Below are 20,715 nucleotides of genomic sequence, written 5' to 3'. Positions count from 1 at the left end.
CAATATATTAAATTATTTAATTATGATGTTCATTATTGTATATTGATCTTAATCATTTTTAATCAAAAAGTTATTATTAGATAGTCACTTTTTGATTATTTATGTTTTTATATTAAGTGAATTATTTATTTATCGTAGTTGGTGTTTTTAAATTGTTATTTATCTGTTGCTTATTTTGTTTTTGTTTAGAAATATAAAAATAAGATAACTCTGTGTTTTATTAATTAATGAAAATAATGCACCATTTTTAAAAATAGTGGCTATTATATAAATAGAAGCTTGAGTGTTTTCTTTTAATACCGACTTAAATAAGTTGGTTTTTATTATTATCTTTATTTTTATATAAGAGGCCAGTATCCGTCTGGTTAATTTCTTTTTTGTTTTTTTTATTTAAGGGTTTTTACTAAGTGGTTAAATAAATATTCTCTTATATCTTTATTTAGTAGTTAATTTAATATCAGAAGTAATAAAAAGACAGATATGAATCATCATATAACTGTCGAGTTGGATTTATTTATACTAATAAGTAGGAAATCAAAATGAACAAGTCTAATTCAACCCAATTCGATTTTTTACATTACTGGCATGGGTTGGGAGCATGGAATTTCTATTTTTTACTAAAGTTTGTTTTACTTTGGTATGGTTATTTAAATTTTGATGCTTTTAGTAATCTACTTTTCCTCGCATTTTTATTGTTTCCATTACCTAAAAACATTTGGCATAAAATGCGCAATTGGATTGCTATCCCTATCGGAGCCATTTTATTTTATCATGATACATGGTTGCCCAGCTTTTCAACGGTATTAGCGCAAGGTGGACAACTTAAACAGTTTTCGTTTGATTATCTTGTTGAATTATCTGTTAATTTTATCAACATTAAAATGATCGGTGTTGCCTTTATTTTGCTGGTGGCTTACCTGTTTATTGAGCAGTGGGTAAGGGTTTCTGTCTTTATCATTGCGGGGGTCCTTTGGTTAAATATTGGAGGGTTTACCCATTTTTCGCAAGGTATGGTACCTGCTGTTTCAGCCAATAGCTTTACCCAAGAAAATAGTGTCAATAATGAGATAAGTAGTGAAAGAGCCAGTGAAATTGAAGTGTTACCCGCAACTGTTGGATCTCCAGCTGTGACACCTGTAGCGCCTGAAGTTATTACGAAACCGGTAGAACAAACAGTAATGGGAACACTTTATCCTCCCCAAAAACATCAGTTTAATAATAAAGTATTAGATGATTGGTTAACTCAATTTTATAGCTATGAGAAAAAACGTATAACGCCATTCCCAGTGCAGTTGTCTGCAGATGCTCAACCTTTTGATATCTTAATTATTAATATTTGTTCACTTTCAACAGCGGATGCCGCAGCTGTAGGGCTACAAGAGCATCCTATTTGGGGAAATTTTGATGTGCTATTTAGTCACTTTAATACCGTATCTTCTTATAGTGGCCCTGCATCACTAAGATTATTACGTGCTAGTTGTGGTCAAACTCACCATTCTGATTTATATGATCCGACCGATACACAATGCTTGTTAATGGACAATTTATCTTCGTTAGGTTTTGCAAAGAAATTGGTGCTCGATCATAACGGGAAGTTTGGCAATTATCTTCAAGAAGTTCAGCAACTTGGTAATCTTAATATCGCCTTACAAGATCAAGAGAATCTTTCTCATCAAATAACGGCCTTTGACGGCACTAAAATTTATAACGACAAAGAGACGTTGATGCGTTGGTTGCAAGGACGTGAACAATCAAATGAGAGTCGTAGTGTGACGTTTGTGAATTTAGTGTCATTACATGATGGTAATCGTTTTGTAGGGGAAAATAACACCGCTGATTACGGTAAGCGAGCCAGCACTTTATTAGACAGTTTAGATAACTTTATGAATGAGTTAGATAAAAAAGGAAGAAAAGTGATGGTAGTCATTGTGCCGGAACATGGCGCCGCTTTACTAGGTGATAAAACACAGATGTCAGGTTTAAGAGACATTCCTAGTCAAAGTATTACCACAGTACCTGTCGGTATTCGTTTTACAGGGATCAAAGATAGAGCACAATTTTATCCACCTGTGATTGTTGAAGAGCCAAGTAGCTATTTGGCCTTGTCTGAATTTATCTCTCGTAATGTGAATGGTGATGTTTTTAATCAATCTTCTATTGATTGGAATGCATTAGCCAGCGGATTACCTCAAACAGCCAATGTTGCAGAAAACCAAGCTACCATTGTGGTTGATTATCAAGGTCAGTCTTATATCAAGTTAAATGGAGGTGAGTGGATTAATTATCCTAACTAACTTGTTATAGAAAATCATTTCATTATAAGTCTATGTTCTCGTTTTCTCCTTTTGAGATCCCCGTGTTGATTGCGGGGTTTTTTTTATAGATTTAGAAATAAAATGAACAGCAATAAAAAACCACATCTCAAAAGATGTGGTTTTATCAAATAGTTAATAGCGTGATGTTAATAGCAGAGGATTATTTTAAACCCGCAGCTTCACGTAAGATTTCTGCTTTATCTGTTGCTTCCCAAGGGAATTCAGGGCGACCAAAATGGCCATAAGCCGCTGTTTTTTGGTAGATTGGATGCAGTAAATCTAGCATTTGAATTAATCCATAAGGACGTAAGTCAAAGAATTCACGTACTAACAGAATAAGTTGTGCTGTTGGGACTTTTTCAGTACCAAATGTTTCTACCATAATTGATGTTGGCTCTGCCACACCGATTGCATAAGAAACTTGAATTTCACAACGGTCTGCTAAACCAGCAGCAACGATATTTTTAGCAACGTAACGTGCGGCATAAGCTGCTGAACGGTCTACTTTCGATGGATCTTTACCAGAGAAAGCACCGCCACCGTGACGGGCCATACCGCCGTAAGTATCGACAATGATTTTACGACCTGTTAAACCACAGTCACCCATTGGGCCACCGATAACAAAACGACCCGTTGGGTTGATGAAGTATTTAGTTTGCTCATTTAACCATTCTGCTGGCAGAACAGGTTTAATGATCTCTTCCATCACCGCTTCATGCAGGTCTTTTTGTGAAATATCTTCAGAATGCTGAGTTGATAATACAACCGCATCAATACCAACAACTTTATTGTTGTCGTATTGGAGGGTAACTTGGCTTTTCGCATCAGGGCGTAACCAAGGTAAAGTGCCACTTTTACGTACTTGTGCTTGACGCTGAACTAAGCGGTGAGCATAAGTAATTGGTGCTGGCATTAATACGTCAGTTTCATTTGTTGCATAACCAAACATTAAACCTTGGTCACCAGCACCTTGTTCTAAAGGATCAGCTCGGTCAACACCTTGGTTGATATCTGGTGATTGTTTACCAATCGCACTGATAACTGCGCAGGAATTAGCATCAAAGCCCATATCAGAACTGGTATAACCGATTTCACGAACGGTATTACGTGTAATTTCTTCGATATCGACCCAAGCTTTGGTGGTAATTTCTCCGCCTACCATAACCATGCCTGTCTTAACGTAAGTTTCGCAGGCAACGCGCGCTTTTGGATCTTGTTCTAAAATTGCATCCAGAACAGCATCAGAAATTTGATCTGCAATTTTATCTGGATGACCTTCTGAGACTGATTCAGAAGTAAATAGGTGTGTAGTCATTATATCTCGTTACCTTAATACAAACGGTTTAAGGATGGATGTTTTAACATCTAGACGTCTATTTTATGACTCTTCTCTCTTTAATTCCAGCTTTTTTTAATCAAATATAGGGATAAAATAGAATCAAACAGTTAATCTTGTTTTTTATTGTGTGCTATTTTCTGATGATAAAAGATCGAAAATAAGAAAAAAAAGGTTTTTGTGCATTTTGCTTTTGCATTTTATGTTAACTACAGGTATAAACTCGCGGTTACTGTGAAATCTGAACACAGTGTAAACCGCAGAATTTCTAATTCTGTTTCTCTGTTAGGGAAATGGCTTATAGGTTTAAGCCATGTGTGGAGTGAATGGGTAATGATCCATTGTCTACAGGTTAGTCTTTTCAAAAACCAAAACAGCACTCGTCAATACTATACACGTAGTATATCTAGAGTGATTTCCTCTCTGAGCTCTTTCTCTTTAGAGCGAAGTTGTCTGTTACTTGCCAATAGGTGATTGTGTTAACTCGTTATAGGTTAACTCAAGAACTTTCTACTATTATGTCCGGCGAATAGCTGGATAATCATATAAAAATATATAGTGAGTCATTACTTCCAACTGTTATTTATCAGTCGTTTCAGATTTTCAATAAATTATTGACTACTATAGTGACAGGCAAGGTATAAACTCATACTCCCTAAGGAGAATGTCATGAATGATAACATCGCTCGTAAGATGCAGCAGACCTATAATATTGCATATTGGGGTGGCGGTTACTATTTAGCGAACAATCGGGGAAATATTAGCGTTTGCCCTAATCCTGATGTTCCTGATGCCACTTTTGATTTAACTGAATTGGTTAAACGGGTTCAAGAAGAGCAATCACATCTGCGCTTACCTGCACTTTTTTGTTTTCCTCAAATTCTACAGCATCGCTTACGTTCGATTAATGCGGCGTTTCATCGTGCGCGTGAATCTTATGGTTATAAAGGTGACTATTTTTTAGTTTACCCAATCAAAGTTAACCAACAACGCCGTGTTATTGAGTCATTAGTCAATGCAGGAGAGCCTTTAGGTTTAGAAGCTGGTTCTAAAGCTGAATTAATGGCCGTGCTTGCTCATGCCAATATGACAAGCTCTGTGATTGTGTGTAATGGTTATAAAGATCGTGAGTATATTCGCTTAGCACTCACAGGCGAAAAGCTTGGGCATAAAGTTTTCTTAGTGATTGAGAAAATGTCTGAGATAAAAATGGTACTTGAAGAAGCTGAACGTTTAGAGGTTATTCCTCGTTTAGGCGTTCGCGCTCGTCTTGCTTCTCAAGGATCAGGCAAATGGCAGGCAAGTGGTGGTGAAAAATCAAAATTTGGTTTAGCTGCGACACAAGTTCTGCAATTAATTGATATGTTACGTCAAGCTGATCGCTTAGAGAGTCTGCAATTACTGCATTTCCATTTAGGCTCTCAGATGGCGAATATCCGTGATATCGCAACCGGTGTTCGTGAGTCTGCTCGTTTCTATGTTGAGTTGCACAAATTAGGTGTGAATATTCAATATTTTGATGTGGGTGGCGGGCTAGGTGTGGACTATGAAGGCACTCGTTCACAATCTGATTGCTCGGTTAACTATGGCCTTAATGAATATGCAAATAATGTTATTTGGGCAATTGGTGATGCGTGTGATGAAAATGATTTACCACATCCAACCGTAATTACCGAATCAGGCCGTGCGTTAACTGCACATCATACCGTATTGATTTCTAATGTCATTGGTGTTGAGCGTAATGAATTTACCGCGATTACGCCACCGGAGGAAGATGCAGCAAGACCAATCGCTAGCCTTTGGGAAACATGGGAAGAGATGCAAACCAAAGGGCATAGTCGTTCATTACGTGAATGGTTGCATGATAGCCAATTAGACTTGCATGATGTGCATACTCAATATGTTCATGGCATGTTAAGCCTGACAGAGCGTGCATGGGCAGAAGAGTTATATTTAAATATCTGTCGTCGTATCCAATATGATTTAGATCCAAGTAATCGTGCTCATCGCCCGATTATCGATGAGTTACAAGAACGTATGTCAGATAAGTTCTATGTTAACTTCTCATTATTCCAATCTTTGCCTGATGCATGGGGTATTGATCAATTATTTCCTGTATTACCGATTGAAGGGTTAGATAAACCACTGGATCGTCGTGCGGTACTACTCGATATTACGTGTGACTCAGATGGTATTATTGACCATTATGTTGATGGTGATGGCGTTGAAACAACGATGCCTATGCCAGCTTATGATCCTGAATACCCGCCTATGATTGGCTTCTTTATGGTTGGGGCTTATCAGGAAATTTTAGGCAATATGCATAATTTATTTGGTGATACTGCTGCTGTTGACGTTTATCTTGATGAAAAAGGTAATCTTACTTACGTCCAAAGCGAAGAGGGCGATACCGTTGCCGATATGCTTCAGTACGTTAAGTTAAATCCAACGGTGTTGTTAGATCGTTTCCGTACCCAAGTAAAAAATGCACAGTTAGATGAAGCGTTGCAAGAACAATTCCTGACTGAATTTGAAAGTGGCTTATACGGTTATACGTATCTGGAAGAAGAAGAGTAATTCTTAATTTTCCAATGCAGGAGTGATGTTATTAAACATCACTCTTTATCTATCATATTGATTTGTATGTTACTTATTTAAAATAAGTGACAGAGGTAATAGCATGAAAAATAGTACGTTAGGTAATGAGACTGATAATTCATTGATCTCTAATGCATTTGGTTTTTTACGTTTTCCACTGAATTTTCAGCCTTATAGTAGTGATGCGGATTGGGTTATTACGGGTGTACCTTTCGATATGGCAACATCGGGTCGTGCGGGAACTCGTCATGGACCAGGCGCTATCCGCCAAATCTCAACCAATTTAGCGTGGGAAGGAAACCGCTGGCCTTGGGATTTTGATATGCGTGAGCGCTTAAACGTTGTCGATTGTGGTGACTTAGTTTTTAATTTCGGTGATGCACAAGATATGAGCGATAAACTACAAGCTCATACAGAGAAGCTATTAGCCGCAGGTAAAAAATGTTTAACCTTTGGTGGTGACCACTTTGTCACATTACCTTTACTACGTGCTCATGCTAAACATTTTGGCAAAATGGCATTAGTCCATTTTGATGCGCATACCGATACTTATGGTAATGGCAGTAAATTTGATCACGGTACCATGTTCTTCCATGCACCTAATGAAGAATTAATCGATCCTAATCATTCTGTTCAAATTGGTATTCGTACCGAGCATGACAGTGATAACGGCTTTACCGTGTTAGATGCTGCACAAGTTAACGATCGTGGTGTGACTGATCTTGTCGATCAGATCAAAGGAATTGTTGGTGATTTACCTGTTTACCTGACTTTTGATATTGATTGTCTTGATCCTGCATTTGCACCTGGAACAGGAACACCAGTCGTCGGTGGCTTAACAACCGATAAAGCACTGAAGATCTTACGTGCATTACAACCGTTAAATATCGTCGGTATGGATTTAGTTGAAGTCTCTCCAGCTTATGATCAATCTGATATTACAGCACTTGCTGGAGCTACAATTGCACTTGATATGTTATATCTGCAAGCAACAAAAAAATAATTTCTGTTAACCCCAGAAAATAAAGATAAAGCGATATCTTGTAGGTATCGCTTTTTCTATTTCTATTTCTATTTTTCTTCTATCTATGAATAAGTTAAGCATTTTTTGCTAATAAATAAACTTACTTCTCAAATGCCTTTTCTGCTCTTTTTAGTGCTTATTTTATCATTTATTGAGCACTTATTCTAAATGATAATTATTTACAGAGTGTTTGATCGCTATTATTGAGTTTACTAGCGAATGATCGTTATTTTGTCACCCGCCTGTTTAATTGCTACTGTTAATCTATTAACAAAGTTCTTTTTTAGAAGAGCTTTTTCATCTGTAAATATTCAGGAGAAAGACAATGGCTTTGAATGGTAAAGTAATTTTAGTTACAGGCGCTGCTCAGGGAATTGGCCGTGGCATTGCATTGCGTTTAGCAAAAGAAGGTGCTGATATTGCTCTGGTTGACTTGAAAGCAGATAAGTTAGCGGATGTTGCAAAAGAAATTGAAGCTCTCGGACGTAAAACAACAATTTTTGCTGCAGATATTAGTCATCGTGATGAAGTTTTTGCTGCTGTTGAACATGCTGAAAAGGCATTAGGTGGCTTTGATGTGATGATCAATAACGCAGGTATTGCCCAAGTTAAGCCTCTGGCTGACGTAACACCTGAAGATATGGATAGGATCTTCAAAATTAACGTAAATGGCACCATGTGGGGGATCCAAGCAGCATCAGAGAAATTTAAAGCATTAGGTCATAAAGGTAAAATTATTAATGCTTCTTCTATTGCAGGACACGATGGCTTTGCAATGTTAGGTGTTTATTCCGCAACTAAGTTTGCTGTACGTGCGCTGACACAAGCCGCAGCAAAAGAGTATGCTAGTGCTGGTATTACTGTAAATGCTTACTGCCCAGGTATTGTAGGCACAGATATGTGGGTTGAAATTGATGAGCGATTTGCTGAGATAACTGGAGCACCAAAAGGCGAAACCTATAAGAAATATGTTGAAGGTATTGCATTGGGTCGTGCTCAAACCCCTGATGATGTTGCTGCCCTCGTTGTTTTCTTATCAAGTGATGATTCTGACTATATTACAGGCCAAGCAATTTTAACTGATGGCGGTATTGTTTATCGTTAATCAATAAAATAAAAAGTTATTTATCAATACCCTGTGTGATTTAAAAGAATGACACAGGGTTATTTATTGCGAGCGATTTATAACGAAATCAAAGCTGAAAATACCGTGCCAGCAGCGGGGCGGTAAAATTCTTTTTCAAATAGAAGCCTCTGGGTAAGGTCATAATACGTTTTCCATCTTCACCAATAGCTTCTGTTAATGCTTTACTGTTTGCGGCTTTTGGACGGATTTGTAACACTTGTCCGTGGCGTGCAGTAATACTTTCTACTTTACCCAGCACAATCATATCCATTAACTCTTCCCAATCATGGCGTAAGAGTTCTTCTTCCAGACTATTAGGGCTCCAAAGTAACGGAGAAGCGACACGACGTTGTGCTAATGGTATTTCCCTTTCACCTTCAACAGGAACCCATAAGACTCTAGAGAGCTTACGTTTTACATGGCTGTTTTCCCATGTAATACCACTATTACCTGTTAATGCAGCAACACAGACAAAGGTGGTTTCTAAAGGCATACCTAGTCTGTCAATCGGGATTGTTTTAAGTTCAATACCCAATTCACTGAAATCTTGTTCGGGTTTACTGCCTGCACTTGCACCTAAATAATATTCTAACAACATTCCTACCCAGCCTTTATCTCTTTTTAGGTTGGCAGGAATAGGCAATTGTGCAAAAGCAGCAAGTTCACCAAATGTATAACCTGCTAGGGCTTTTGCCCGCTCAAATAAAACTTGCTCATTTTCAGGTGCTACAGGTGGCGTAAACATAGTTATCATCTTCTTGTTTAAAAAATAGACAGAAAAAAAAGGTTGTTGATAATGTATTTCACTTTATTTTATTTAAATCATAATAGCATGATATATCATCATTTTTTTGAGTTAATCCTTCAATTGAAATTTATAATATCAAGTTGTGCACGGTTATCCTGAAATCATAAACAGGCTTTTACACTAGGTTATCCACAGCTTTATGGGATAACTCACAGAAAGTGAGATCACTGTTCTGATTTACAGCCTTGACTTTTGCAGATATTCCTCAAAATAATCCTATTTTGTCTAACTAATCGGCATAACCTGTGGATAAAACATCCTGTGATTGTTTTTTGTACGATTTAAGGCGGTGAGTCTTTTAATTGTTTTATCTAATCGCTGAAATAGGCATTAAAAACTAGCTACTAATTTGAATTATAAGTGATATTTTAAAATTTATATCAACAGCCTTTTTTATGATATAAAAACTATACCCTGATTATCTCACTCTTTTTCACATAGATATCCACAGAAAAAGTGAATAAATCCCCTAAGCATTTATGTGGGTGTTTATAACTTTCAAGTTTTCTGTGAATTAACTTAAATCGTCACAATCATGACGATGAAAAAGTTCGTTATCTCTTATTCTGGTTACTGTGGCTCAATATCGGGTGTGAACCATGCTGATTTGAAATCAAACCAACCAAAAGTATTCATTTTGACACCACGTATGGTTCTTTCTCCTTGTAACTCAAGTAAATGGTGGAATAAAGGATAAAGCCAAATATTGTGTGTTAACTGACGACACCACTCTTCTAGTGGTAGCTTTTTTTGATGCCATAAAGAGAGCTCGTGTGTAAATGAACGCCCTAAACAGTGATGAAAAAGAGGTAATTCATAAAGAGTAGCGAAAATAGAAAATTCTAAAGGTTTATAGAAATTTACCGTTGCTAACCAGATATCACTTTCTGCCTGGCCGTAATACCATTGTTCGTAATCAAGAACTTGAATGGTGAGCTCAATACCATACAGAGATAAAATATTTTTGATGAGTTCAGCGATAGTGCTGTATTCATGATGCTCTTTATAGAGTGTGACAGTCAGTTTGGTTAATGATGCAGGTTTGGGATGTTGACGTATTAATTTACTGTGATGCCAATGAAGTAGTAAACCATAAGCAGGAGACCAATGGCGTTGATAGAAAGGATCGCAATGTGTCAGCATATTAACTGGAGTTAATACACTGCTTAACCACTCTCTTATTTCTATTTGCTGGCATTGTGCTGAGCGACTATCGTAAAGTAAAAAATAACATCCTTCCTCTTTACGACTTTCCAGTGAATCTTTGTTTGTATCATCATCTGTTAAATGAATGGTTGAACAGACCATTTTTTTATTCAGTTCAGGTACAACCCATATATCAATTTCATCTAATAATGCTCGTAACCCAAAATAGCGACTAAAGGCTTTGATTTGCAGTTTATGCTGATCATTAGCCATGATTTGATAAGCACCTGTTCCTATTGGGTGCTGTGCAAAGTCTGAGAGTGATGCCCATTCTTGTGGCAAAATAACAGCTTGAGGGCTCCCTAATAATGTAGCAAATTGTTTATCCGCTTCGTTTAAGAAAATATCAAGCACATAAGGTTGAGGTGAGGAAATACGTTCTATATGTGCATAAAGTGGATTACAGTGCTTCATACGCATTAAGGAAGTGCTGATATCTTCAAAAGTAAGCTCGCGACCATGATGAAAGTAGATAGAAGGGCGTAAATAAAATCGCCAATGTTGCTCTGTGATCATTTGCCAATGGTGAGCTAATTCTGCTTCAACTTCCCCATTTTCCTCTTTTAAATACACCAGAGAATTAAATATTTGACTCATTAAATGTAATTCAGATCGCCTTAAAGGCGTTCCTGGCAATAAATTTCTAAAAGGACGATAGTAAATAATCCGAAGTAACTGTTGACCAGGATGAAAACTTTTTTCAATTTGAGAGAGCACCATTTGGCGCACGGAGTCTTTGTCACCCATTAGTGCAACAAGCTTTTCAATATCGTTCTCTTTTATTAATCGCTCAGCACGATTTTGTTGAATTTCCTGCGCATTAGATTGAAAACTCAATGTGGACTTTTTGCCTCTACCTACTTCTGCTTGCCAATTTATCCAGCCTATTTCTTGCATTTTATTTAATAAAGAACGGACATGACGGCGCGTACAATGTAGCGTTTGTGCTAATTCTTGTAAGGTAGTTTCAGATGTTTTTCCCTGAAAGGCTTGCCATAGGCGAATAAATTGTAACTCTAAGCGGGGTGTAGTCATAAAAGAGGAAATCCCTTAATAAAGTGATCAATTTTAATTTCCTTATATTAGACCGATAATGTTTGTGTTTAAAGTTAGCTCTCATGTTAGTTATCACAAATTATGAATACTGACAGACTCCCCCATTTGAGCATTCGGTGATTGCCGGCCAGTGATAATTGATCACTGGCTTTTTTATTGGCTATTTATTGAGATAAAAAAAAACCGTAAACGAATTTACGGCAAGAATGACAAAGTAAACATCACAGAAAGTAGAAGAAGGTAAGAAATTGTCTTTATTAGCGCATAAAGGCAGGTTGTTTTGCCTCGTAAGCACTAATGTCATCTTGGTGTTGTAGCGTTAATCCAATACTGTCTAATCCTTCAATCATGCAATGACGGCGAAATGAATCGATTTCAAAAGAGAAACATAATTCACCGGCTCTGACTTCTTGTGCCACCAAATCGACAGTAATAGGGGTACCTGTGTGTTGTTTCACCCAATCAAATAATTGTGAAACTTCATTGTCACTTAATTTGATTGGCAACAGTTGGTTATTAAATGAATTGCCGTAAAAAATATCAGCAAAACTAGGGGCGATAACGGCGTGAAAACCATAATCTGTTAATGCCCAAGGAGCATGTTCACGAGATGATCCACACCCAAAGTTTTCTCGTGCTAATAAAATAGAAGCGCCTTGGTAAATAGGCTGATTCAAAATAAAAGCTGGATTAGGCTGAGTACCTTCATCATCTAAGAATCGCCAATCATGAAACAGATGCTTACCAAAGCCAGTACGAGTGACTTTTTGTAAAAATTGCTTAGGAATAATGGCATCGGTATCAACGTTTGCTGCATCTAAAGGAACCGCAATACCCGTATGTTGAGTAAATTTATTCATCATGTTCTCCTTTAGGATGCCACTGCAAATGTACGGATATCTGCAAAATGGCCATTAATTGCCGCAGCTGCTGCCATTGCAGGACTGACTAAATGTGTTCGGCCTCCACGGCCTTGACGTCCTTCAAAGTTACGGTTGCTGGTGGATGCACAACGTTCGCCCGGATTTAATCGATCGTTATTCATAGCTAAACACATCGAACAACCCGGTAAACGCCATTCAAAACCTGCTTCAATAAAGATTTTATCTAAACCTTCGGCTTCAGCTTGTGCTTTAACCGGCCCTGATCCCGGAACAACAATAGCTTGAACATGGGATGCAACTTTATGGCCTTTTGCGATTTCAGCTGCAGCACGTAAATCTTCAATGCGTGAGTTTGTACAAGAGCCAATAAAGACTTTATCAATAGCGACATCTGTTAAATTAACGCCTTCACTTAATCCCATATATGCCAAGGCTTTTTCAGCAGAAGCGCGTTCAACAGGATCATTAAAGCTATCTAATAACGGTACGATTTGATCAATAGCAATAACTTGCCCTGGGTTGGTACCCCATGTAACTTGTGGTGCAATGTCGGCAGCATTAATCGTGACAGTGGCATCGAAAGTGGCATCATCATCAGACTTTAAGGTTCTCCAATAAGCAACAGCCTCATCCCATGATTGGTCTTTAGGGGCAAATTGACGACCTTTTAAATAAGCAAAAGTGGTGTCATCAGGCGCCACTAAACCTGCTTTAGCACCCATTTCAATTGCCATATTGCATAAAGTCATTCGACCTTCCATGCTTAAGGCTTCAATAGCTTCACCTGCAAATTCGACGATATAACCAGTACCACCAGCACTACCTAATTTGCCAATAATCGCTAATACGATATCTTTTGCGGTGATCCCAATGGCAGTCTTGCCTTGAACTTCAATTTTTAATGTTTTAGCTCGTGATTGTTTTAACGTCTGAGTTGCTAAAACGTGTTCAACCTCAGATGTGCCGATCCCAAAAGCTAATGAGCCAAAAGCACCATGAGTTGCTGTATGTGAATCACCACAAACAATCGTCATTCCGGGCAAGGTTAAGCCTTGTTCTGGCCCCATTACGTGAACAATCCCTTGATATGGATGGTTTAAGTCATACAGCGTAACGCCAAATTCTTGGCAGTTTTTCATCAACTCTTGCATTTGAATTCTCGCCATATCACCACAAGCATTAATATCTTTAGTCTGTGTTGATACGTTGTGATCCATCGTTGCAAAGGTTTTATTGGGTTGACGAACAGGACGACCTTTTGTTCTTAATCCATCAAAGGCTTGAGGTGATGTCACTTCGTGCACTAAATGGCGATCGATATATAAAATCGGTGTTTCATCACTCACTTCTCTGACAACATGTGCATCATAGATTTTTTGATATAATGTTTTACCCATGTTATGCCCCTTCACGAATATATTGAGTGATACGATCACCCATTTCTGTCGTTGTAATTGCGTTACCATCTCCCGCTAAGTCTGCGGTACGATAGCCTTCTGCTAATACTTGAGTGATAGCATCTTCAATGGCTTGGGCCGCTTTGTCTTCATTAAAGCTGTAACGCAGTAATAATGCAGCCGACAAAATTTGTGCAATCGGGTTAGCGATATTTTTACCTGCAATATCTGGTGCTGAACCACCAGCTGGCTCATATAAGCCAAAGCGTTCTTCATTAACGCTTGCGGATGGTAACATCCCCATTGAACCAGTGATCATGGCGCATTCATCAGATAAAATATCGCCAAAAATATTGGAGCACAGTAATACATCAAACTGAGATGGATCTTTAATTAACTGCATTGTGGCGTTATCGATATACATATGCTGAATTTCAACATCTGGGTATTCTTTGGCAATACCAGTTACGACTTCACGCCATAAAATAGAGCTTTGTAAAACGTTCGCTTTATCAATAGACGTTACTTTATGGCGACGTTTACGCGCTGATTCAAATGCAAAACGGGCAATACGCTCGATTTCGTAACGATGATAAACTTCAGTATCAAAAGCGCGTTCTTGAGCACCTTCGCCTTCACGGCCTTTAGGTTGACCAAAATAGATACCGCCTGTTAATTCACGTACACACAAAATATCAAAGCCACGCTGTGCAATATCAGCACGTAATGGACAATAAGCTTCTAAACCTTCATATAGGCGAGCAGGGCGTAAATTGCAGAACAATTTAAAATGTTTGCGTAAAGGCAGTAACGCACCACGTTCAGGTTGTTCATTAGCGGGTAAATGCTCCCACTTAGGGCCACCGACAGAACCAAATAAAATAGCATCGGCTTGCTCGCAACCTGCTAAGGTATTTGCTGGTAATGGTGTGCCATGATTATCGATGGCAATACCACCGATATCATATTCTTTTGTAGTGATATTGAGTGAGAAACGCTCACTTATGGCATCCATCACTTTGTGTGCTTGAGCCATAACTTCAGGACCAATACCATCTCCGGGTAATACTGCAATATGATAATTTTTTGACATAATTAAACCGCTTCTTGTGTTGTATGTTGTTTGCGTTTTTCTATTTCGACTTGCTCTGAGCGCCAAATACTATTGATAACGTGGATCATGGCATTGGCGGATGAACCAACTATGTCTGTTTCTAACCCCATTCCATGAAATTTACGGCCTTGATACTCAACGACAATATCAACTTGTCCTAAAGCATCTCTACCTTCACCTTTGGCTGTTAATTGGTAAGTTACTAACTTTAATGGGTAACCCGTTGCACGGGATATTGCTTGATATACTGCATCTACGGGGCCATTACCGGTTGCTGCTTCAGTAATTTCTTTATCACCATGTGTAATGCTGACACTTGCGGTGGCAACAGTTGATGAACCAGATTGAGTATTAAAATAGTTCATAACAAATTCATCTGGCTCTTGTTGTTGCTGACCAATAAATGCTAATGCCTCTAAATCATAATCAAAGACTTGGCCTTTTTTATCTGCTAAACGTAAGAAGGCTGCATATAAATTATCTAAGTTATAATCTTTTTCTCGATACCCCATTTCTTCCATACGATGTTTGACTGCAGCTCGGCCAGAACGAGAAGTTAAGTTTAATTGCACTTCTTTTAATCCAATTGATTCAGGTGTCATGATTTCGTAGGTTTCACGGTTTTTCAGTACGCCATCTTGGTGAATACCTGATGAATGGGCGAATGCATTGGAGCCGACAACCGATTTATTAGCATGAATAGGTGTATTACATAATTGGCTGACTAATTGACTGGTACGATAAATTTCTTTGTGATTAATGCGTGTTTGAACATTCATCATTTGTTCACGGACTTTTATTGCCATGATAACTTCTTCTAATGCACAGTTACCTGCGCGTTCACCTAACCCATTAATAGTACCTTCAACTTGTCTTGCACCTGCTTGTACTGCAGTAATCGAATTAGCAACAGCCATGCCTAAATCATCATGACAATGGACAGAGATAACTGCTTTATCAATATTAGGTACTCGCTCAAATAAGTTGGTGATAATGCCACCGAATTGATAAGGTGTTGTATAACCTACAGTATCAGGAATATTAATTGTGGTTGCCCCAGCATTAATGGCGCTTTCTACGATCCGACATAAATTATCAATATGAGTACGACCGGCATCTTCACAAGAAAACTCCACATCATCGGTATAACGGCGAGCACGTTTTATGGAATTCACACCCATTTCAATAATATCTTCGAACGATTTCTTCAATTTATGTTCAGCATGTAATGCCGAGGTCGCCAAGAATACGTGGATACGAAAAGCTTCTGCGACTTTTAAAGACTCTGCTGCAACATCAATATCGTTATCAACGCAGCGTGCTAATGCACAAATACGGCTATTTTTGATCTCACGTGCAATAGTTTGCACTGATTCAAAATCACCTGGAGAAGAAACAGGAAAGCCCGCTTCAATGATATCCACACCTAAACGCTCTAAGGCATAAGCAATTTGTAACTTTTCTTTTACGCTTAAGCTTGCTTGCAATGCCTGTTCGCCATCTCTCAATGTGGTATCAAAAATAATCACGTTGTTGCTCATAATCTGTTCCTTTCTCTTTTTATTTGCTGTTTGCGCTCTCCCAGGTATAAAAAAACCCGCGACTAGCGCGGGTTTTCTCTTTAAGGGTAGGTGTGTTTCATTTTTTACCCATAAGCCGACCGCGCATAAAAGTTGCGAGTAGTAGTAGGCTTGATAGTAAAATTGCGTTTAACATGAAACACCCTTAGATAAGTTCTCAATAATCTTTATTTATTGATACCTAATACCAATAAAGATGTCAAGCATTGGAATTTATAAAATCATTTAGCCATATTATTTATAAAATTTTCACAGTGATTTTGACTAATATCTAAATTTTTACTAATGATTATGACTATCAGCAAATCATTGATTGGGTTAATGTTCCGTACATTGTTTAAAAAAGAGTGAAATGAAAAATTAAACAACTGTTTGCTTTTTTTTTAATCAGCTAAATGAGAAGGAAAAAGAGTATCAATGAGATAGTAAAGATTAATAAATGTAAGCAAGGTTTTGAATGTAAGCATAAAAATCATTGTATTATTAGAGTTGATAGCTCTTGGATACTTATTTTAGGAATGAAAATACATCATTTTATTATGATTTTTATCATACTTTGTTTTATTATTTGCAAGGCAGAAGGTAAAACAGGTTGTAATATATATTGATATAATCATTTTCTATACATGTAATTTTAATATCAATTTTTCATCTTTATATGAAAAATGTTTTTTTATTGATATGAAACTTATGTGTTTAGTTATATGCATGGACGATGAATAATAAATTTTAATAAATAGTTAAAGTAATAGTTAAGACATATCTATTATTAATAATGCCTTTGTTAATAATAGTTAATTAACCATTATAATAACATAGTGGAGTAAGAAATGACGGATTACACATCAGCAACAGTTACCAGTAAAGAATCAGCAGATATGCATTTACGTAATGTTGATCTTAATTTATTAACGGTATTTGATGCTGTTATGCAAATGCAAAATGTCACTCGAGCCGCACAGGTTCTTGGCATGTCACAACCCGCAGTTAGTAATGCAGTATCTCGACTTAAAGTAATGTTTAATGATGAATTATTTGTTCGTTATGGTCGTGGTATTCAACCTACATTAAGAGCAAAACAGCTTTTTGGTCCTGTTAGACAAGCATTGCAATTAGTACATAATGAACTTCCAGGGGCTGGGTTTGAACCAGAACAAAGTGAACGTATATTTAATTTATCTATTTGTAGCCCGCTAGATATTAAATTAGCACCAAAAATAGTTGAACAAATTAAAAATAAAACACCTAACATTAATGTTAATATTAAATCTTACTTAAATAGTAATATAGAACACCAATTAAAATATCAAGAAGTCGAATTCTTTATTAATTATAAACAATTTGATAGAGCAGAGTTTCATTCACAGCCATTGTTTAATGATGAACTTGTTTTAGTTGTTTCTAATAAGCATCCACGTATTAAAGAAAGTGTGACACAAGAGATGTTATTAAATGAACAACATTCAATTGTTTCTTTAGATGATGTTGGTTCATTTAGTACTCCTTATTATAAAGATACTCATTTAGAAAATCTTATCACTTATCAGGGAACTGATTTAAATAGCGTATTAAATATTGTCTCTAAAACTTATTTAGTTGCTATTGCACCAAAATGGTTAGTGGAATGCAATGCTGAGCAATTAGACATCAAAGCCATTTCGTTACCTTGGGAAAAGACACTGCGTCCATGTTATTTAATTTGGCATGAATCAACCGAGCGTGACAAAGGTCACTTATGGATGAAAAATTTACTTAGTGAAGTTTGTCAGAACTAGAGTGTTTTCGCTCATAATTAGTTTTTATTTCTAATTATGCAGAAATAGTGGCAGATAACATTAGTTGTTAGACTAATGACCAACATGAGTTTTATGCGGTTAGATAAAATAAATTGGATTGCTGTCACTATTTTTGCCCTTTATTTATAATAATGACTATTATTCGCATTTTACTCGCTCAACGGTGATTTTCTACACCAATACTCTTTTCTATATATTGTCACTGATTACGTAATAACAGTTACTTGTTGTTATTCATCTATTTTTCTTTTTATCTTCCATAAAAAAATAGAATTGTAATGTCGAACTCCCTCACTGAGGTGAGATAGCTCCTTTTGACAAAACTTTTCATAACTCACAATTTTACAAATTTATGTAAAATTGAATTCCTTTATTTTGGTGGATCACTTAGACTTTTATCCGAGTCAGCGAACAAGTGTAAGCTGAAATTATAAGTGGCGTATTTTGTCCATTTCAGTTTGATAACACGGTCGCTTTTCCATAAATAGCAGGAAAATTATGATAACTAATAATAATCTTCAAGATTATCATATAATTAGAAGATTGCAGATGCGGTTTTTGCACAGCGGGAATAATATTGCTTATCGTCAGTGGGATGCTAAGCGCAATATCGAAATGTCATGGACAGAGGTTGAAAAGAAAACACGCGCGCTCTCAAATGCATTATTAGAAATGGGTGTGAGTGTTCAAGAAAATATAGGGATCTTTTCTCAAAATACCATTGATTGGTCTTTGGCTGATATTGCTTCTTTGCAATTACGTGCGGTAACTGTTCCTCTTTATGCAACCAGCAATGTTGAACAAGCCGCTTATATTTTAAATGATGCAAATATTCGCATTCTTTTTGTTGGCGACCAAAAGCAATACGATATTGCTTCTGAATTATTAGCGTTATGTCCTCAACTTGAACATATTATTGTATTTAACTCTGATGTCGTATTAAACACAAATCCAGCTTCATGTTATCTCGATAGTTTAATTAATAACACTCAATATCAGTATGATGACGTGTTAGTACAACGCATTGGTGAGTGTAATTTAGACGATCTGTTTACCTTGATTTATACATCAGGAACAACAGGGGAACCTAAAGGTGTAATGCTTGATTACACGAGTTTAGCATCTCAACTTTACCTGCATGACGAACGTCTTTCATTATCAGATAAAGACGTTTCATTATGTTTCTTACCGCTTTCTCACGTTTTCGAACGTGCTTGGAGCTTTTATGTCATGCACACGGGAGCTGTCAATGTGTATTTAACGGATACTCATGCTGTTAGAGAAGCAATGAGTGAGGTTAAGCCTACCGTTATGTGTGCTGTTCCGCGCTTCTATGAAAAAGTATATAGCGCAATTCAAGACAAAGTGTCTCAGGCTTCACTATTACGTCGATTTATTTTTAAATGGGCAATCAAGCAGGGTGAAAAACAGCGCGAAGCACAACTTAATCAGCGTAATCTTAGTTTCATTTCTCGTTTATGTTATCGCTTTGCTGATAAGAAGGTTTTAAAACCATTACGCCAAATTTTAGGTGGACGAGTCCGCTTTTTACCAGCAGCTGGTGCGCGTTTAGATGATGCTGTTATTCGTTTCTTTTTAGCAACAGGCATTAATATTAAATACGGTTATGGTATGACCGAAACCTGTGCCACTGTTTCATGCTGGGAAGAAAATAAGTATAAATTAGGCTCTATTGGTACACCACTACCAGGTATTGAAGTTCGTATTGGGGCTGAAAATGAAATTCAAGTCCGTGGTAGCATTGTTATGAAAGGGTACTTCAATAAACCAGAAGATACCGCGGCTGCTTTTACAGAAGACGGTTGGTTACGTACTGGTGATGCCGGCGCGCTTGATAGTGATGGTGCACTATTTATCACTGAACGTTTAAAAGACTTAATGAAAACGTCGAATGGTAAATATATTGCACCACAAATGATTGAAGGTACTTTAGGGCAAGACCGTTTTATTGAGCATATTGCGGTGATTGCTGATACGCGTAAATTTGTTTCTGCGCTGATTGTGCCTTGTTTTGATGCTCTTGAAGAACATGCCCGAGCATTAAATCTAAAATACCATGATCGCATCGAATTATTACGTCATACAAAAATTAAAGAACTGTTTGATGAGCGTTTACGTGAAATGCAAAAAAACTTTTCTAGTTTTCATCAGGTTAAGCGATTTACGTTGCTTGCTGAAGGTTTTTCAATGGAATCAGGTGAGTTAACACCGACATTAAAACTTCGCCGTAAAATTATTTCAGAACGTTATCGAAATGAAATTGAATTGATGTATCAAGATTAAATTTAAGCAAGAAAAAGCACCTTTAAGGTACTTTTTTCTTGTGAAATTACTGATTGATAGATAATGATGATTGAAATAATTGATAAAAGGCATAAACGGAAACGTTGACGCATACGGTTTTATCAGTAAATTGTGTTAAAATGCAAAATCAGATCAGCATAATGACTGAAG

The 20,715-nt window shown here is 37.1% G+C and carries 13 protein-coding genes; 6 read left to right on the top strand and 7 right to left on the bottom strand.

Features of this window, described 5'->3' with window-relative positions; genetic code table 11:
* The first annotated feature begins 539 nt into the window (after positions 1 to 539).
* On the top strand, positions 540 to 2,294 hold the full coding sequence (gene bcsG / locus LW139_RS15010; RefSeq protein ID WP_166540899.1) for a cellulose biosynthesis protein BcsG: 1,755 nt from the start codon (positions 540 to 542) through the stop codon (positions 2,292 to 2,294).
* 181 nt (positions 2,295 to 2,475) lie between these two features.
* On the opposite strand, the gene metK is transcribed toward bcsG, so the two are convergent.
* Positions 2,476 to 3,630, bottom strand: a complete 1,155-nt coding sequence (gene metK, locus LW139_RS15005; protein ID WP_109407482.1) for a methionine adenosyltransferase — start codon at positions 3,628 to 3,630, stop codon at positions 2,476 to 2,478.
* Between the two features lie 690 nt (positions 3,631 to 4,320).
* Between metK and speA the strand changes: the two genes are divergently transcribed.
* From speA to LW139_RS14990, 3 genes are all read left to right on the top strand, one after another.
* Entirely contained in the window at positions 4,321 to 6,228 is a 1,908-nt protein-coding gene (gene speA / locus LW139_RS15000) for a biosynthetic arginine decarboxylase (RefSeq protein ID WP_109407481.1), read from the top strand.
* Positions 6,229 to 6,331: 103 nt separating this feature from the next.
* A complete protein-coding gene (gene speB, locus LW139_RS14995; protein WP_247850148.1) occupies positions 6,332 to 7,252 on the top strand; it encodes an agmatinase in 921 nt (306 codons plus the stop codon).
* A 346-nt stretch (positions 7,253 to 7,598) separates the two neighbouring features.
* A complete protein-coding gene (locus LW139_RS14990; RefSeq protein ID WP_166540897.1) occupies positions 7,599 to 8,378 on the top strand; it encodes an acetoin reductase in 780 nt (259 codons plus the stop codon).
* An 88-nt stretch (positions 8,379 to 8,466) separates the two neighbouring features.
* Here the strand turns inward: LW139_RS14990 and mutH are convergent, their stop codons facing one another.
* The 6 genes from mutH to leuA all read right to left on the bottom strand — a co-directional run bounded on the left by mutH (position 8,467) and on the right by leuA (position 16,405).
* On the bottom strand, positions 8,467 to 9,144 hold the full coding sequence (gene mutH, locus LW139_RS14985; RefSeq protein ID WP_166540896.1) for a DNA mismatch repair endonuclease MutH: 678 nt from the start codon (positions 9,142 to 9,144) through the stop codon (positions 8,467 to 8,469).
* Between the two features lie 633 nt (positions 9,145 to 9,777).
* Positions 9,778 to 11,448, bottom strand: a complete 1,671-nt coding sequence (gene sgrR / locus LW139_RS14980) for an HTH-type transcriptional regulator SgrR (protein ID WP_227335846.1) — start codon at positions 11,446 to 11,448, stop codon at positions 9,778 to 9,780.
* Positions 11,449 to 11,726: 278 nt separating this feature from the next.
* On the bottom strand, positions 11,727 to 12,332 hold the full coding sequence (gene leuD / locus LW139_RS14975; RefSeq protein WP_166540894.1) for a 3-isopropylmalate dehydratase small subunit: 606 nt from the start codon (positions 12,330 to 12,332) through the stop codon (positions 11,727 to 11,729).
* 8 nt (positions 12,333 to 12,340) lie between these two features.
* The gene (gene leuC, locus LW139_RS14970; protein WP_247850147.1) at positions 12,341 to 13,750 is read right to left on the bottom strand and encodes a 3-isopropylmalate dehydratase large subunit; all 1,410 of its coding nucleotides are present in this window, start codon (positions 13,748 to 13,750) and stop codon (positions 12,341 to 12,343) included.
* 1 nt (position 13,751) lies between these two features.
* Positions 13,752 to 14,843 carry a 3-isopropylmalate dehydrogenase gene (gene leuB, locus LW139_RS14965; RefSeq protein WP_109407475.1) on the bottom strand — a complete coding sequence of 364 codons (1,092 nt, stop codon included), beginning with the start codon at positions 14,841 to 14,843 and terminating at the stop codon, positions 13,752 to 13,754.
* 2 nt (positions 14,844 to 14,845) lie between these two features.
* Entirely contained in the window at positions 14,846 to 16,405 is a 1,560-nt protein-coding gene (gene leuA, locus LW139_RS14960; RefSeq protein WP_166540893.1) for a 2-isopropylmalate synthase, read from the bottom strand.
* An 869-nt stretch (positions 16,406 to 17,274) separates the two neighbouring features.
* On the opposite strand from leuA, the gene leuO reads away from it, so the two are divergent.
* Both leuO and LW139_RS14950 read left to right on the top strand, forming a co-directional pair.
* Positions 17,275 to 18,219 (top strand): transcriptional regulator LeuO, encoded by a 945-nt coding sequence (leuO, locus tag LW139_RS14955; protein ID WP_166540892.1) that lies wholly within the window; start codon positions 17,275 to 17,277, stop codon positions 18,217 to 18,219.
* A 519-nt stretch (positions 18,220 to 18,738) separates the two neighbouring features.
* Positions 18,739 to 20,544: an AMP-dependent synthetase/ligase gene (locus LW139_RS14950; protein WP_227335844.1), complete on the top strand. Its 1,806-nt coding sequence runs from the start codon at positions 18,739 to 18,741 to the stop codon at positions 20,542 to 20,544.
* The last annotated feature ends 171 nt before the right edge of the window (positions 20,545 to 20,715 follow it).

The sequence above is a fragment of the Proteus vulgaris genome (assembly GCF_023100685.1).
GTDB lineage: Bacteria > Pseudomonadota > Gammaproteobacteria > Enterobacterales > Enterobacteriaceae > Proteus.
The sequence above is the reverse complement of the archived record's forward strand: the minus strand, read 5'-3'. Positions and strand labels throughout refer to the sequence as shown.

Excerpts from the sequence above, each read along its gene's own strand:
- bcsG (WP_166540899.1), top strand. The coding sequence starts at position 540 with ATGAACAAGTCTAATTCAACCCAATTCGATTTTTTACATTACTGGCAT.
- LW139_RS14990 (WP_166540897.1), top strand. The coding sequence starts at position 7,599 with ATGGCTTTGAATGGTAAAGTAATTTTAGTTACAGGCGCTGCTCAGGGA.
- metK (WP_109407482.1), bottom strand. The coding sequence starts at position 3,630 with ATGACTACACACCTATTTACTTCTGAATCAGTCTCAGAAGGTCATCCA.
- leuD (WP_166540894.1), bottom strand. The coding sequence starts at position 12,332 with ATGATGAATAAATTTACTCAACATACGGGTATTGCGGTTCCTTTAGAT.
- leuB (WP_109407475.1), bottom strand. The coding sequence starts at position 14,843 with ATGTCAAAAAATTATCATATTGCAGTATTACCCGGAGATGGTATTGGT.
- speA (WP_109407481.1), top strand. The coding sequence starts at position 4,321 with ATGAATGATAACATCGCTCGTAAGATGCAGCAGACCTATAATATTGCA.
- sgrR (WP_227335846.1), bottom strand. The coding sequence starts at position 11,448 with ATGACTACACCCCGCTTAGAGTTACAATTTATTCGCCTATGGCAAGCC.
- mutH (WP_166540896.1), bottom strand. The coding sequence starts at position 9,144 with ATGTTTACGCCACCTGTAGCACCTGAAAATGAGCAAGTTTTATTTGAG.
- leuA (WP_166540893.1), bottom strand. The coding sequence starts at position 16,405 with ATGAGCAACAACGTGATTATTTTTGATACCACATTGAGAGATGGCGAA.
- speB (WP_247850148.1), top strand. The coding sequence starts at position 6,332 with ATGAAAAATAGTACGTTAGGTAATGAGACTGATAATTCATTGATCTCT.
- leuO (WP_166540892.1), top strand. The coding sequence starts at position 17,275 with ATGACGGATTACACATCAGCAACAGTTACCAGTAAAGAATCAGCAGAT.
- LW139_RS14950 (WP_227335844.1), top strand. The coding sequence starts at position 18,739 with ATGATAACTAATAATAATCTTCAAGATTATCATATAATTAGAAGATTG.
- leuC (WP_247850147.1), bottom strand. The coding sequence starts at position 13,750 with ATGGGTAAAACATTATATCAAAAAATCTATGATGCACATGTTGTCAGA.